The organism is Succinispira mobilis DSM 6222 (assembly GCF_000384135.1).
GTDB lineage: Bacteria > Bacillota > Negativicutes > Acidaminococcales > Succinispiraceae > Succinispira > Succinispira mobilis.
On record NZ_KB913028.1, the window covers coordinates 557,025 to 573,624 of the forward strand.

11 protein-coding genes, 1 other RNA gene and 1 riboswitch are annotated in these 16,600 nt (G+C 34.6%); of the genes, 11 read left to right on the top strand and 1 reads right to left on the bottom strand.

Translation table 11 applies throughout. The features are described 5' to 3' along the window. The first annotated feature begins 76 nt into the window (after positions 1 to 76). The 6 genes from SUCMO_RS0102730 to SUCMO_RS0102750 all read left to right on the top strand — a co-directional run bounded on the left by SUCMO_RS0102730 (position 77) and on the right by SUCMO_RS0102750 (position 10,505). The gene (locus SUCMO_RS0102730) at positions 77 to 820 is read left to right on the top strand and encodes an alpha/beta hydrolase (protein WP_019878914.1); all 744 of its coding nucleotides are present in this window, start codon (positions 77 to 79) and stop codon (positions 818 to 820) included. Then, positions 807 to 1,211, top strand: coding sequence for a PaaI family thioesterase (locus tag SUCMO_RS0102735; protein WP_019878915.1), 405 nt, complete (start codon positions 807 to 809; stop codon positions 1,209 to 1,211). The genes SUCMO_RS0102730 and SUCMO_RS0102735 overlap by 14 nt, the downstream gene beginning before the upstream one ends. Continuing rightward, entirely contained in the window at positions 1,211 to 3,901 is a 2,691-nt protein-coding gene (gene rnr, locus SUCMO_RS10235) for a ribonuclease R (protein ID WP_019878916.1), read from the top strand. The genes SUCMO_RS0102735 and rnr overlap by 1 nt, the downstream gene beginning before the upstream one ends. A gap of 9 nt (positions 3,902 to 3,910) precedes the next feature. Continuing rightward, positions 3,911 to 4,381 (top strand): SsrA-binding protein SmpB, encoded by a 471-nt coding sequence (gene smpB, locus SUCMO_RS0102745; protein ID WP_028953841.1) that lies wholly within the window; start codon positions 3,911 to 3,913, stop codon positions 4,379 to 4,381. Positions 4,382 to 4,456: 75 nt separating this feature from the next. Next, positions 4,457 to 4,802, top strand: a transfer-messenger RNA (tmRNA) gene (gene ssrA, locus SUCMO_RS11140). Positions 4,803 to 5,486: 684 nt separating this feature from the next. Next, positions 5,487 to 10,505 carry an AAA domain-containing protein gene (locus tag SUCMO_RS0102750; RefSeq protein ID WP_019878920.1) on the top strand — a complete coding sequence of 1,673 codons (5,019 nt, stop codon included), beginning with the start codon at positions 5,487 to 5,489 and terminating at the stop codon, positions 10,503 to 10,505. Between the two features lie 510 nt (positions 10,506 to 11,015). Here the strand turns inward: SUCMO_RS0102750 and SUCMO_RS0102760 are convergent. Next, the gene (locus SUCMO_RS0102760) at positions 11,016 to 11,876 is read right to left on the bottom strand and encodes a tetratricopeptide repeat protein (RefSeq protein ID WP_019878923.1); all 861 of its coding nucleotides are present in this window, start codon (positions 11,874 to 11,876) and stop codon (positions 11,016 to 11,018) included. A 692-nt stretch (positions 11,877 to 12,568) separates the two neighbouring features. On the opposite strand from SUCMO_RS0102760, the gene SUCMO_RS0102765 reads away from it, so the two are divergent. The 5 genes from SUCMO_RS0102765 (at position 12,569) to SUCMO_RS0102790 (ending at position 16,161) form a co-directional block, all read left to right on the top strand. Continuing rightward, positions 12,569 to 12,787 (top strand): hypothetical protein, encoded by a 219-nt coding sequence (locus SUCMO_RS0102765; protein WP_019878924.1) that lies wholly within the window; start codon positions 12,569 to 12,571, stop codon positions 12,785 to 12,787. A 90-nt stretch (positions 12,788 to 12,877) separates the two neighbouring features. Beyond that, positions 12,878 to 13,936 (top strand): WD40 repeat domain-containing protein, encoded by a 1,059-nt coding sequence (locus SUCMO_RS0102770; RefSeq protein ID WP_019878925.1) that lies wholly within the window; start codon positions 12,878 to 12,880, stop codon positions 13,934 to 13,936. A gap of 325 nt (positions 13,937 to 14,261) precedes the next feature. After that, a complete protein-coding gene (locus SUCMO_RS0102775) occupies positions 14,262 to 14,687 on the top strand; it encodes a MarR family transcriptional regulator (protein ID WP_019878927.1) in 426 nt (141 codons plus the stop codon). Between the two features lie 139 nt (positions 14,688 to 14,826). Further along, complete coding sequence (locus tag SUCMO_RS0102780) at positions 14,827 to 15,183, top strand: hypothetical protein (RefSeq protein ID WP_019878930.1); 357 nt, start codon at positions 14,827 to 14,829, stop codon at positions 15,181 to 15,183. Positions 15,184 to 15,264: 81 nt separating this feature from the next. Then, a riboswitch (guanidine-I (ykkC/yxkD leader) is annotated at positions 15,265 to 15,359 on the top strand. A gap of 115 nt (positions 15,360 to 15,474) precedes the next feature. After that, entirely contained in the window at positions 15,475 to 16,161 is a 687-nt protein-coding gene (locus SUCMO_RS0102790) for a radical SAM protein (RefSeq protein ID WP_019878932.1), read from the top strand. The last annotated feature ends 439 nt before the right edge of the window (positions 16,162 to 16,600 follow it).

Sequence of the window (16,600 nt, forward strand, 5' to 3'; positions counted from 1 at the left end):
CCTCTTGCTTTTTTTATTGGGGATAAAATGATATAATGTTTATAGATTGTTTATATTTAAAGGAGATGATGTACTTTTGGGTATAGAAAAGGGAGCTGAACCCTACCTATTATCGGCGGGCAAGCGAGGTGTATTGTTAATACATACCTTCACGGGTTCGCCGGCAGAAATGAAGTTGTTAGCAGATTATTTACATGAAAATAATTTTACTGTATTATCCGTAAGACTACCGGGACATGGCACTAGAGTTGAGGATTTAAACTGTGTGCGCCATCAAGAATGGACAAGTGCCGTAGAAGATGCTTACTATATATTACGGGAGTTATGTTATGAAGTTAATGTTGTGGGGATTTCTTTAGGTGGTCTGTTGGCGTTGCAATTAGCACATAAATTGCCAATTGCCAAAGTAGTTTCATTATCAGCACCAATATTTATCAAAGACAAAAGAGTGCCTTTTTTGGGTCTATACAGAATTCTCAATAATTATATTAGCAAAAAAAGCCGTAAATTTGAGGCCGAATACAGTATCGGTTATGATAAGATACCTTTGCGCGGCTTAACGCAAGTCTTGAAATTGGTAAAAGTAGTGAAAAAACTCTTGCCAGAGATTACGACGCCGTGTTTAATTGGTCAATCAATTAGAGAGCATACCATTAAGCCTGAAAGCGCAAATTATATATATAGCCATTTGGCAAGCGACTATAAAAAATTAATGTGGTTAGAAAAGTCAGGACACATGCTGGTCTTAGATAAGGAACGGGAGTATGTAGCAGAGCAAATACTCGATTTTTTGGAGGCGGATGTGAGTGAGTGTACGTGAATATAACAATTGTTTTGCCTGTGGTAAGGACAATGAAATTGGCTTGAAGTTAAAGTTTGTGGAAAATGAAGGAAAATATCAGGCTTTGTTTACACCTAGCTCCAATTACCAAAGTTATGACGAAATGCTACATGGTGGAATTATCGCCACGCTATTAGATGAAGTCATGGTTAATTACGTATTGCATTTAACTGGCCGCGCAGCAGCATTTACGGCTAAACTAGAGGTGCGGTATCGCAAACCTGTGAAAATCGGGGCACAACTGCGTGTGGAAGCAACAGTGAGTAAACATAAGGCAAATTTATATGAAATGGAAGGCAAACTTTACCAAGTGCAAGAAAATGTGTTAGTGGCACAGGGCACGGCAAAAGTTATGTTAGGTGCAGAATAATGTTAGAAAAAATATTAGCAGCTTTGGATGGCAAAGAGAAATATCCAGAAGATTTAGCGAGAGAGTTAAAAATAAAAGGTGAAAGCTTAGAAGAATTTTGGCAGTTAATGCGCACACTTGAAAAACAACAGCGGATTAAACCTACTAAAAAGGGCTTAGTTACTTTAAATAAAAAAAATAAAGAGGCTTTATTAATAGGGAAAATTGAGAGCAATGCCAAAGGTTTTGGCTTTGTGATTTTAGATGATAAAAGCAAGATTACCTCCGATGTTTTTATTCCCGCCAATGCAATGAATACGGCAATGAATGGCGATAAAGTATTAATTCGCTTAATAAGTAATATTGTGGGCAAAAAACCAGAAGGGGAAATTGTAAGCATTTTAGAGCGCGCTAATGATAAAATTGTGGGCACATTTATTATTTCTGGGGCATATGCTTTTGTTTTGCCAGATAGTAAACGAATACTAGGCGACGTGTTTGTTGCAAAAAAACACTTTAACCAAGCGGTACATGGGCAAAAAGTTGTGGTTCAGGTTATAAAGTGGCCAGAAGCAGGAAAAAATGCTGAAGGTCGTGTAATAGAAGTTTTGGGCAATAGTGACGATAAAGATATTGAGATTTTATCGATTATTCGCCAACAAGGGTTGCCAATAAATTTCCCGGAAAATATTTTGCAAGCGGCTAAAAATGTTCCTAAGGAAGTTAGCGAAAGCGAACATCATGGGCGCCGTGATTTAAGACACTTGCCGATTGTAACGATTGATGGTGAGGATGCTAGAGACTTAGATGATGCTGTTTTAGTAGAAAAACAAGCGAATGGCAACTATAAATTAGGTGTATATATTGCCGATGTTAGTTACTATGTGCCCGCAGGAAGTCCAATTGACTTGGAAGCGCGGGAACGGGCTACTAGTGTATATTTAGTTGATAGAGTGCTACCAATGTTACCAGTGCAACTATCTAATGGAATTTGTAGTCTTAATGCGGGGGTAGACCGTTTAGCTATGGCTTGTGAAATGCAAATTGATCCACAAGGCCAAGTTGTAAATTATGAAGTGTTTCCAGCCTTAATTAATGTAAAACAACGCTTAACATATACAGCAGTGCGCAAGCTCTTAGAAAATGAAGAAATTGATCAAGCAGCTTATCAAGAAATTTATCCGGAATTGTTGAAAATGCGGGAATTGTGCCAAGTTTTACGCGATAAAAGAATGTTGCGGGGCGCAGTTGATTTTAATTTCCCTGAACAAAAAGTAAAGCTCGATAAAGATGGAAAACCAATTGATATAGTGCAAAGAGTTCGCTCGATTGCCGAGAGCATTGTCGAGGAATTTATGCTTGTGGCCAATGAAACAGTGTCAGAACATTTAAGCAAATTAAATTTTCCAAGTATTTATCGGGTGCATGAATTGCCTGATGAAGAAAAGATTTTTGCTCTGAAAAAACTGTTATATAACTTTAACATCAAATTAGAATATCAGGAAAATGTAACCCCGAAAGCTATGCAACAAGCGCTAAAAGCGGCGGAAGAAAAACCAGAAGCTAGGTTGCTATCTACCGTAATGTTACGTTCTTTAAAACAAGCAAAATATCAAGTGGAAAACTTAGGTCATTTTGGTTTGGCCGCAGAATTTTATACGCATTTTACCTCCCCGATTCGACGTTATCCCGATTTAATGATACATAGACTTTTGCGCGAATCCTTTAAATATCGTCGTCAGTTACCAGAAAAACAAATGCTGCATTATAGCCAAGTTTTACCTGAAATTGCAGAGAGGGCGTCTTTGCAAGAACGGGTGGCGGCAGAAGCGGAACGCATGACCGTTGACTATAAAAAAGCAGAATATATGTATGATCGTATTGGTGAAGAGTTTGAAGGCACGATTTCTTCAGTAACTCCATTTGGCTTTTTTGTGGAGTTGGATAATGGTGTAGAAGGCTTAGTGCATATGGGCGCGTTGCTAGATGACTACTATATTTATGTTGAAGAACGTTATGCTTTAATTGGCGAGCGTTTGAAAAATAGTTATCGCTTGGGTGATAAAGTACGGATTGAAGTTTTACAAGTAAATGTTAAAGAACGCAATATAGATTTTGTATTAGCTGGGACGAGTTTAGAAGATAAATTAATTTTAAAAGCTAATTCGCCAACGGGAAATCGGGAAAAAATGTTGTTGGCAGCAGGTAAAGCAGCGGCCAAGAAAAAAGGCAAGAAAAAAACAGCGGCAATAGAAGCTCGCAAAGAAAGTCGCACTTCTCGCAATGATGAATCTGCTACAAACTCTGAAAAACGTCAAGCTTATCCTACTAAAACTAAAGCAAAAGATAAGCCAACTGCAATTGATAAACGTAAAAAATCTGAAAAAGCTAGTGGTTGGGAAACGCCAAAATCCAGCCCGAAAAATAAAGGCAGTATGGATAAATTTATCAAAAAGCCTGAGGCGCGTGAGTCGAAAGATGGGTTTGATAATCCTTATTTCAGTGAAGAAACTGGAGCCAAACGGACGAGTCGTAGTAGATTTTCCAGTGAAAAACGCCAAGATAGTCCCGAAACAACTAGCAAACCAAATAGAAACGCTAAAAGCACTGAAACGACTGTGAAAAAGTCCACAGCAAAAGGTGCTAGCAAAACATCTAATCGTAAGCCAGCTGGGGGAAAACCAGTTAAAAGTAAAAAGAACAAGAGGTAGGTGATTTGCTTGAAAGAACAGGGGATTAAAGTTATTGCTGAAAATAGAAAAGCAAGGCATGACTATCATATCCATGAAGTCTTTGAAGCCGGAATAGCACTTACGGGTACAGAGGTTAAAGCATTGCGCGCGGGTAAGGCCAATTTAAAGGATTGCTATGCGCAATTTGATCGCTATAATGAGTTGTATATTGAGGGGATGCATATCAGTCCCTATGAACAAGGCAATATATTTAACCATGAACCGCTAAGAAGACGGAAATTATTAATGCATCGTGCCGAGTTAGATAAATTAATGGGGAAAATAAAAGAAAAAGGTTTTACTTTAGTTCCTTTAAAATTATATTTTGTGCGCGGTAAAGTTAAAGTGGCCTTAGGGTTAGCAACAGGTAAAAAACTTCATGATAAACGCCAAGATATGGCGGAGCGTGATGCTAAACGCGAAGTAGAGCGTTTTATGAAAGAGCGTAATAAAAGTTAGGCACCTCTTGCATAGCTAATTTATTTATGATACAATCAGCTTTAGTATAGAGTAACATCTAACTATACAGTACACGGGGGTGTACTGGTTTCGACAGGGGTAGTTGTGGCTTAATAAGCGAGTCAGGGTTCCATCTGCCTGCAATACGGTGGGAACTGTTTAAACGCAGAAGATAATTTTGCATTAGCAGCTTAGGCTGCTCGTCTTACCTCTCCTAGCCTGCGGGCGGGGATAAGGCGTCACACAGTAGGCTACTTGAAAGTTCAATGCTCGGAGAACTTTTGGGGAATGTTATCGAGCTAGCAAATGCGGAGCTTGTCAATAGGCGACAAATGCGCGAAGTTTAAATTATTGACTGCACTCGGAGAAAGTTCTGTAGCAATACTTCTGGACAGGGGTTCGACTCCCCTCACCTCCACCAATTAAATGTAGAAGTTTTTTAGAATTAAATATTTAGCTTTAGAAATAAAATGAACCCGCGAATTTCGCGGGTTTTTTTGCGATATGTGGTTTTGAAAAGGGGGGACTTTAAAAAAGTAAAATAATTTTATTGAAAGTATGCAATATGCTATTGAATACAAAGAGATCATATAATTTAGAAAGAATGATAAAAAATAAAAATATGAGCTGGAAAATCGTAATTTGACTCATCTGAGAAAAATTTATTGACAATGGGTTAGTACTTTATATTATAGCAAGATATTAAATTTGCTCCCAAAAAGGAACGTCCCTTATGCCTTTCTAGAATAATGGTAACTATTATTTTTAGCAATAATTCTACCATGTAGACAATATATGACTGTGAAAACATGCTTGAAAGTGCTATATATTGAGAAAACATTTTGTTTGGATGAATTTGATTGCTAATAGGAATTGCCGCTGGGGATGGTTTGTGGAAGTTGTATAAATTAATGGTGTTTTAAAAAATGACTTCAAGACAAGGCTTGTTTTTTTACTAGTTTGATTTAATTGGTTTAGTTTTTATCACTTAATAGTAAACACTAAAAATGCAAACGTAGGTATAAAAATATAAGTAAATATCTTAAATATGACATATAATATATTTTGTTTAAGGCGATGTAGTTGTAACTTTGGAGGGTATGTTATGAATGACTTGGAAAAAAAAATACTTGATATATTGAGGGATAGTGTCAACGGACTGAAGGGAAGAGAAATTGCTGTAAAAGTAGGAGTAGAAAAAAAGAAAGTTAATGCCTTATTATACAGCTCGAAATCATTGAATAATATGTGTTATCGAGACGAAGCATACGTATGGCATATAAAAGAAAAACAGGAAGGTATAAAACCTGTAGCTAAAGATTTAGAATCATCTGAACACCATGAGAAAACAATCATTATAGCTAGTCGAGATCACACGAGAACAATGGAACTTTTTACAGAAAAAGCGAAGCCTGCGAATCATAAAAATTTTGAAAGACAGGGGATTAATCAGATGGAAAGAGAAAAACTTGCAGTTACTGGAGCGGAAAATTTAGTTGAGCGGAAACAATGTGTTTTGCCATCTGATATGAGAGGCTTTAAGGATTCGGAGCTTGAAAAAGAAAGTTCCAATAGACGGCAAAAGAAATTGACCAATCAAGATAAAGTAGTTGCACTTTTTACATACATTGAAAAGCTATATGCATCTTTATATACAAAAGATAAGAACCTTTCTAGTCATATCAATCAGCTGGAGTGGAAAATAATACTAAAAGATATTCCAGACAGTGAATATGTAATCCTTGTTGGTAAAGGAGAAAGCAAATTTGATGATAGAGGAAATAAGGTTTTTCTCAGCGTCGAGAAACCATCCTCTGTTTTGCCTCCACAGTTGCCTAGAGGTTTAGAAAAATGGGTTGCTTCATCATGGAATAAATTTGATAGACCGATTTCATATATGGAAAAAATTGATGAAGAAAATTTTACTGACAATATAAATCGTGTGGAACTGTATAACATATGGAAAGTTGAGCGAGATGCTTGGGCGGTTTTAGAGAGGAAAAATTATTCGGTACGAGGATTATTCAATGAACTTTATCAGTATTACAATATATTTAATCGAGATCCAGAAACTTACGAATTGATTGGTAGCAATGGTATGCTGGTTACCGTTAATAGCTCGCAGATAAAAGCTCCAGTTCTATTGAAACGCATGGATTTACGATTTGATGCAGATAATAACGTTATGATGATAGTAGATACGGAAGCGCAAGTTACATTAAATGACGAAGTGATTCGTGAATTAAATCAAACGAACTTAGAAACTTTAAAAACCATAGGGGCAGAGCTTGAACAAGAGGATTATCAACCTTTTGATGATGAACGAGTAGAATCTTTTATTAAGCGTGCTGTGCATCAGATATCACAAGATATCAGTTATGTGTTGTCGGAAGATGAAGTACATCAAGTATCGGAACCCTATGCTGTTTATTTGGAGCCTATTTTATTTATTAGAAGGCGAAGTACCGGTGTTGCAAGGGTTATTGCTGAAATTATTGACGATGTCCAGGAAAATGGAATTGAGTATGGTCCACTAGTAGAAATGGTTAATCCTTCCACTAAGAACACATTAGCAAGTAGTGACGAAGGACAAAATTCAAATGTTTCTTTCACAGAAATTAACGGGCAAGATAGGAATATTTTTTTATCCAAAGCGTCTAATAAAGAGCAGTTAGAAATAGCGAGAAGAATCGAAACTGCCAAAGCAGTATTGGTTCAAGGACCTCCTGGGACTGGAAAAACACATACAATTGCTAATTTAATAGGACATTTTTTATCTCAGGGAAAAACGGTATTGGTTACCAGCCAAACATCGAAAGCATTATCTGTACTGAAAGAAAAATTGCCTGAATCTATTCAAAATATGTGTGTAGCAGTATTAAATGAGAATAACAAAGACTTTGAGCAAGCAATAGGTATGATAACAACTGGTTTATCAACCTATGATGAAAAACATTGGAAATGTATAAGCGAACAATATCTATCAATTCATAAAAAATTATATGAAGATGTAGAATCTGTGAGAAAATCAATTTTTACTATTCGCAATAAGGAATTTACTCCAATTGTAATTGCGGGAGAAGGGCATTCTCCAATAGATATTGCTAAATTCATTTATGCTAATAAGGATTTGTTGGATGGTATACCAGGTAAAGTAGATATTAATTCGCCATTACCAGTGTCTTGTGATGATATTCGTTTTTTATACTCTAGCAACAAAGATGTGTGTTCTGAAGAAGAAGTTGAATTGGGACAGGTTAAGCTAAATCCTTCGGACTTGATGGTACCAACTGATTTTGAAAAATGGGTGTTGCATAGAAACCAATATGAAGAACAATGCCAGAGATTGTGTGCTGCAATTGCTGAATTACAGATGGAGACAATTAATGTTGATTTAGAAAAATTAACAATTTATTTGGGTAAGAGATCGATAGAACCCATTTCGCCTGTGCATATAAATACTTTTTCAAATCAATTGGAAGATGGAATTATAGTTATAGAAGAATGGCAACATAAGGCGATTTTGGATGGTAAGCGTGGAGACTCTTATGCGGAAATTTGGCATAGTCTTATCTTTAAAATCCAAGACACATATGAATATTGTAATAAAATTATGAGTGATATTTTTGGGAAAAACATTAAATCAGATATTTCATTAACAGACGGAACTTTGCAAGAGCAGCTTGCTAAATTGGCTAGTTATTTTGATAAACCAGGCTTGATTCGGACAATGTCTGGGATGTTTAATAGTTCACATCAAAAATTAGCAGTTCAAATAACAATAAACGGGCAGCCGTTGAAGGAAAGGGCGGATTGTGAGATCGTTCAAAAGTATGCAAAATGCCTTCAAAAGCGCGAACAATTAGGTGTTATGTGGAATCAGCTGATTGGTGATTCTTCCCCGTGTTTACAGTTTGAAAAATTAGGGTCTACACCAGAGCGAAATTGCTATAACTTTGTTTTACAAATTGAAAAGCACTTAAGTTGGTATCATACGGTTTGTGCAGATATTAAGAAAAATTTTGAAACTATGGGAATTATTATTTCTTTGAAAGATTGCAGTACCTTTATTTCAGAGGAAGATGAAATAAAGCATTCAATAAAAATTATTCAAGAAATTATGCCATTATATTGCCAGTTATTTCGGTTGCTTTATATTGAGTATGGAGAATTCCTCAAACAATATGATCAAGCGCTCATATTGTTAAAAAATGCCGCAGAAAATGGTGGTAAATCAGCAAATGCTTTATATCACGAGTTTAAAATTCTTAGTGTTGATGGATATACTAAGGCGTATAATGAGTTTGTTGCTATGTATAATAAAAATTCTATTATTACCAGAAGAAAAGAAATTCTAGCCAAATTACATAAGTATGCTCCAGAATGGGCTAATGCAATTGTTGTTAGGGCAGGTTTGCCAGATGAACAATATATGCTAGATCACTTACCAGAACTTTGGAAATGGAACCAGTATAAACAATTACTAGATAAATATTTAGAAACATCTTTGGATGAATTACTTATTAAGGATAAAGAGTGTAGCAAGCGACTGTTACAGGTTACAGAAAAAATTGTAGAAGCCTTATCTTGGTATCATTTAATAAAAAGAATTGGTGGAAATACACAAATCCAACAGAGTCTTTCTGCCTGGCGTATTGTAAATAAAAAATATGGAAAAGGTACCGGAAAGAATGCTCATATATACAAGCGAGAAGCAAGAATGTTAATGGAAAAATGTCAAGTGGCAGTTCCAGCATGGATTATGCCTATTAATCGAGCTTTGGATTCCATGAGCCCAAGCAAGACACGTTTTGATATTGTTATCGTAGATGAAGCAAGTCAATCAGATATTTCATCACTGCCGATTTTATATTTAGGGAAAAAAATAATTGTAGTTGGCGATGATAATCAGGTGAGTCCAAGTGCTATAAATGCCATAAGATCTGAAGATATGCAAGCTTTAATGAAAACATACTTATACGGGGTTATTGAGCATCCGACCGTATATGATATGAAAACATCATTATATGATATTGTCGGAATGACGTTTCCTTCGTTGATGTTAATAGAACATTTTCGGTGTGTTCCAGAGATAATTGCATATAGCAATAAATTGAGCTATAGAAATAAAATTAAACCACTACGAGATGCGAGCAATGTTGTGATTAAGCCATCTACAATGGTCTATCGGGTGGATGGTAAGCAAAATGGTAAAACTAATGCTGTAGAAGCAGAATGTATTGCAGCTTTAATGATAGCCTGTATGGAACAGCCAGAATACAAAGAGCAAACTTTTGGTGCTATTACACTGCTAGGGGCTGAACAGTCGGATGTAATTATGATGTATTTGCAGAAGCATATGTCGTTAAAAGAAATTAGTGAACGTAAAATTCTGTGTGGTAATCCAGCACAATTCCAAGGTGATGAACGCGATATTATATTTTTGTCGATGGTTTACAGTAATTCTACCGATGGTCCATTGACAAAGGTATCGTTTGATGAAGGTGGGCTTGCGAACAAACAACGATACAATGTTGCAACTAGTCGGGCGCGTAATCAGTTGTGGTTGGTTCATTCGTTAGATATAGAAAGAGATTTAAAGGCGAATGACATTCGAAAAGATTTATTGGCTTACATGACAAATCCAGGATTATTGGAAAATCAAAAGAAGACTATTGAAGAGTTAAGTCAGTCACCTTTTGAAGTCGAAGTAGCTACAGCTTTGATTACGCAAGGATATAATATTGTCCAACAATGGAAAGTGGGAGCATATAGTATTGACATGGTAGCATGTTATAAAGATAAAAAAATTGCTATAGAGTGTGATGGAGAAAAGTATCACTCTGGTCAAGAGGCACTGTTGGCTGATATGGAACGACAAATTATACTTGAACGGTTAGGTTGGACTTTTATTAGACTTCGCGGAGGGGAGTATTATTCAGCTCCAGATAAAGCAATAAATCGTGTTGTTTCTGATTTGAATAACCTAGGTGTTTATCCAGAATCCAATGTTGGTAAAGATATCTCAGAAAATGATAGTGTATCTGATAGAGATAACGATTTAACTTGTCGTGTAAAAACGCGTGTAAGCGAGTTGCTAAAAGAATGGGATGGGGAGAAGTGAGATGAAAATTAGAAAGACGCAATAGTTGTTTTATAATCCATTTCAAAAGCCATTTAGCGCAGTAAATCAGCTGATATACTAGCAGTAAACTCCGTCGCTCTTTGATTAATTTTATGAATAAAGTCTTGCTTATTATTTTTTGCAAGTTTTAAGGATAGACTTTTTATTACACTTGGTGCTATTTAAGTGTAGGGGTTCATAATGTTACTATATTTATTAAGGGGGGAGTTGCAATGTTGCGGCTTAACTCAACATTCTAAGGTACAAACAAATGTATAAATTTTTTAGAATTAAATATTTAGCTTTAGAAATAAAATGGTTCTTTGTCAAATGTTGTGGTGTGAATAATAAAGAAAAATATTTAGACTGGATTAAGAATGAAAAAGTTCTTAATCCAGTTTTACCTTTTTGAATAAGCAGAGAGTAATAATCCGTTGGTAAAGATTGAAATTTAAAAGGTGAAAAAATTGTTGTGTAGAGATAGAGAGAAAAAATGCTAAAAACCAGGCGTTATTTTTGTAGAATCTCAATACGCTGTTTGGCATAATCAATAAGTTGTATATTTTGAGGAGATTCTTTGGTGATAAATTGAAGATAACTATTAATTGCATCTGTTTTTAGTCCGATTTCCTCTAAAACCTGTGCTTTACATAAGTGAATATACGCATCTTCTGGAGTTAGTTTTAGCGCTTGATCAAAATTATCAATTGCCTTATAGTAGTTTCCTTGTTGGTAAAAAGCTGCGCCGCGCCAATAATATATTCTGTGAAAATTTGGATTTAGCTCAATCATCTTATTAAAATCGGCTATTGCTTGTTCATATTTATGTGTATCATAATAAAAGATGCCACGAGAGTAGTAGGCGACAGCTTTTTTTGGATTTAATGTTATAGCTTGATTATAATCTGCAAGAGCATGTTCAAGTTGACCTGTTTTATAATAAACAGTGCCACGGGCGAAATATGAATCAGCATCTGATGGGTTAAATAAAATAGCTTGATCCCAATTTGCAATAGCTTGGTCGTATTGCCCTTTTTTAACATAAACTATTCCGCGGGAGCTGTAGGCTACTGTTAATTGCGAGTTGAGGGTAATCGCCTGATTAAAATTGGCTATAGATTCTTCGTACTTACCGGTTTTATCATAAGCAATGCCACGCCAGTAGAAGACTTCCGCATTATGATCATTTAGTTCAATAGAATAGTTAAAAGCCATGATCGCGTTATCGTAATCTTGCTTTTTAATAAACTCATAACCTTTGTGAAACCACTGTATATCAGCAGGCGTGTCTAGTGCAGCATATGCAAAGTTGGTATTTAGAATAAAACATAGAGCTAACATAAGTGAATTTGATAAAACAATCTTCTTCATTAAACTCCTCCTCGCTATAAAGAACGTTTTGTTAATTTATATTAATATTTTACTATTATATTTATAAGTTTCCAATAAAAACAGATTATATTTAAATATAATATTAAATCATTTGATAGTTTTAGGCTTAATAAAGGAAATTGCTATATTTAGATTAGGCTGTGTATAAAATAGCAAGAGATTGCTTGATTATTTTGTTAAGTTTTGCAATAATAAAGAATAAACATGAGAACTTAAATATATGGCTTTATTTATAAATGGACGTTGAAACTTATATAGTATAAATTTATTAAACAAAATTTGAATATATACTTGTTTTAAAATGCCAAGTTTATGTTTTTACGATATATGGAGGTTATAAAATTTTCAGTTTCTTGCGTCCATGAAATATAGTAAAGGGTGTAAGCGCTATTCTTGTGAGATTTAATTTTGCTGGAAGATGCGACTCGTGTTAGTGCTTAAAAAAATTGTGGCGGATTAGATAAAGCTTTTGCGGCGTGTGAGTTTTCGTGCTATGGCTTAATTGAAGATTTTGATAAAGTTAAAGATGTACAGATAAGATTGCGAGATAATTACCCAAATGACGAACAGGCAAATTGTATTCTATGGGCTATTTGGAAGCTGGACTATTATTGTAAACTGAGGATATCTATATGGCATAAATAGATGCATATTGTTTTTAGGAGGGGAATATGGATCAAACCGAGAGACAGATGATTTCTCCTAGTGGGAAATACAAGGCTACAATATTGGAAAAACCTAATTGCTATAAATTGGAGGTATACATTTTGTCGGAAGATTTTGATCCGAAAACTGGAGATATATATGGAGAGTATTGGTCGAGACAAAATACAAATCCAATATTAATTGATAAAAGTACTATAAATCCGATGCTGAATGATTTGCGATAGAAATTGGATTAAGCGAGTTCAGTCTTATATTCGAAGGTCAGAAAAAATTGATTAGAGAGAAAAATTAATGAAACAAAGGAAGAAATAAGAATGAAACAAATCGTATTTCAAAAAAAACGACTATCAAAATTTATAATTTGCCTGTACGCAGTGTTAGGATACATGTTTTTAAGCACTGTTTTTGTAGAAGCAGCAGTAAAAGAGCTGACTTTATCTGGGCATACGGCTGAGGTTTATAATATAGATATTTCGAGTGATGGAAAATACTTAGTTAGTGGTGGAAAGGATTGTGTGGCAAAGGTTTGGAATTTGCAAGATGGGACATTGCTTAAGACACTTACAAGCTATAGGGAAATTAACAATAAGAATAAAGAATATATAGTTACGGGACATAAAAAAGGTGTATACAGTGTTGCTTTCTCCCAAGGCAATGAGTGGATAGCAACAGCGGGTGAAGATAATAAATTGAATATTTGGTCGTTTGATACTGGTAAAATTATTAGAAGTATTAAGTGTGGATATCATTATTTAATGATAAAGTTTTCACCTGATGGAAACTATATTGCTGGAGCACTTGACGACTTAGTATTCTGGAATACCTCTGATGGAATTTTCGATGGCTTTACCTTAGGTGTAACAAATATGCTATTTACGGTTGCATTTTCTCATGATAGTAAAATTGTTGCTGCTGGAACTTTAGATGGGAAAGTTCAACTATGGAAAAATAAAAAGGGAAATCGTGGCGAATTGCGTACGCTGTCTAAGCGCAAAACATGGGCGGATATCTTTGATATTGCATTTTCGCCGGATGACAGATTGCTGGCTGCTGTCAGCAATCTGTACGCAGATAAGAATAAAATGCCAGAAATTTTGAAGATATGGGAAGTGGATACTGGTCGACTTCTATGGAGTAAAGAGGGTGAACAACTAGCTGTGGTAACTTTTTCTAACGATGGCAAATTTATAGTTACAGGAGGAAACGATGTTATACAGGTATGGGATATACAAGGTAATTTGTTGAGAAAAATCCCCATTCCAATTAATGAAAGAGTCCTTAGTAAAGTTTGTATGTTAGATGATGGCAGAATTATCGTGGGTACGATAGAAAAAAATAATATTAGGATTTGGAGCATAGATCCTGAGGGATAAGCTTTTATGACAGATCTATTAATTAAAAATGAAAAGATAGCTAATGTTTCACTTAGATAGAGTGCAGCGAGTTTAAAAATAAGTTAGTCGATAAGCTTCACCAAATTTTTTAGAATTAAATATTTAGCTTTAGAGATAAAATTAACCCGCGAATTTCGCGGGTTTTTTGTATTTGGAAAAACAATAGACTAACATTGCTGGCTATGTTAATTTAACATAGAATTGCCCTTGACAAATAGTACTATACAGAACTATACTATATAGTACAAGACAGGAATTTGATATGAAAATTATTGCAAGAACAAAAAGGTGGTGAGAATAAAATATGGAGTGTCAGGGTGGATTTTTAATTTCCCAAATAAAACAAATTAGTGGGAGGGTTCTGTCTAAGATATTAGCGGAACGCAACATAACCGAATTTAATGGTGCTCAAGGACGTATTTTATATATATTATGGCAGGGTGATAGTATCTCTATAAAAGAAATTGCAACGAAAACAGGCCTGGCAAAGACAAGTCTTACTGGGATGTTGGATCATATGGAAAAAATTGGTCTTATTCAAAGAATTTATGTTAAGGAAGATCGGCGAAAAACGCTTATTAAACTTACAGAAAAGGCTCAATCTTTAAAACTTGAATTTGATGAAGTGTCTAGAGCAATGAGTACACTTATATATAAAGGTTTTAGCAGAGCTGAAATTTTATCTTTCGAAGAAAACTTAAAAAGAATTTTGGCAAATCTGGAAACATAGACAATAAACTTAATAATAAATAATTTTCATAAATGATTAATTATAACTTAATGTAATCCAAAGTTAGGACAGTTAATTTTACTAGTTTATTTAACAAACTAGCAAGTATTGTAGATAAAAATAAGAGAGGTTGATAAATATGGAAAATCAAGATGGCAGAGAATTTATAGTAGAAAAAATAAAGGCGGTTATTTCGGCACCTAGTTGTTGTAAGGAATTAAAGATTATAGCGCAAGAATATTTAGATTCGGATAAAAGCTCTAAAAAACCACTAATAACAGAAAAATTTTTAGCTGAATTAGAAGCAGATGTGCAAACTATTGATGAAGTTTTAGCTTTCTTTAGTTCAGCGGCAGGGGAGAAATTTTTTGGCTTAGAAACTGCAAACCGGTTAAAAGCGCAGGCGCAAAAAGTTAAGCGTGAAGGTGGTAAATTTTGCTTTTGCCCAGCATGTGAAAATGGAAAAATAATTTTAGAACACAGAGAGCTACTTTAAAGATCAAATATAGTTTAAGAGGAACTTGACAGCCAAGAAATATTTAGGTAGAATTTCTCTAGTATATTACGAAAAAAATATAGAAAAGTTTTCTAGGGTTCCGCAGTTGCTACTGGCAGGTCCGAGAGAAAACACGCAAGTTATAGCGGACACGGAAGGATAAAAACCTGGGAGATATTATTAAAATATCTCTTGGGTTTTTCTATATTATAAGCGGTTTAAAAGCAGTTCGTATTTATAAAAAAGTGATTAAAAGAAAGAATGTTTTAATTAACGAAGGCGGTGCGATTTATGGGTGAGTTCAGTTTTAAAAATATTTATTTAGAGCATAATCGAAAAGTATTAGAAGTTAATATTTTGCCAGAAAAACATTGTAATTTTGATTGTATTTTTTGTCCCCTAGGTAGAGCGAAAAATAGGGCAACTAATCAAAAAATTATTAGTCCGATTGAACAAGGATTGATGGAACTAGGAGCTAAAATCAAGGAAATACAGCCAGAATTAATATTTATAAATTCAAAAGGTGAGGCATTGTTGCATGAACAAATTGCAGTTATCATCGAATTTATTAAAAACAAAAATTTACCAATTCGACTACTTTCTAACGGATATTTATTGGGAGAAAAAGAATATCAAGAAATTGCTAATAAATGTGATGAGATAATTGGTGAAATTAAAGTAGCTAGCGATGAAAATTTTCAAAAATTGCAACGCCCTATAACGGGATACACTTTTGCGGAGCATATTGATAATATGACAAAATTTGCCAAACAATATACTGGTAAGTTTATTTTAGAAATTACATTGCTCAAAGGATATAACGATACCCCAGAATCGATACAAAAATTAAAATCTATAATAAAAACAATAGACCCACAAGAATTGCAGGTAGTGCGAATAACCGATACACGTTTTCAAAAAAAACTGGGAATAGTTGATGCTGAATTTGAGTCTTTGCAAAATTTATTGACTAAATAGAATTTTTCTAGCAAAATCTTGGCAAATATGGCTGACGGTTTAAATCAAGCTGTGAAGAAATAGATAAGAAAGAAAAAAGACGCGAAATTTGCGGTTTTTTTGTATTGCCTGCAACAAATAGTATTTTCATTTAATTTAGAAAAATATTTACCTTTTTTAATAATTATGATATATTTATAATAATCCATGCAGAGCTTTTCCGTTATTTATTATTAAATAAACTTATTTAAACGGAAAATGCCCGTAAGGGATTTTTTGTTTTTGGTCGAAGGTTATCTGGCAAAATGTGGGTTAGAGATTGATCGGGATTTCAACGTAAGTTTAAATCTAATAAATTTAGCAATGGGCTATAAGACAGATTTCTAATCGGGGATGGTACTACAGCCCTTAGAGCCGGGGTAAACTTGCTGCGGTAGTGGTATTGACCAGCAAACCACTA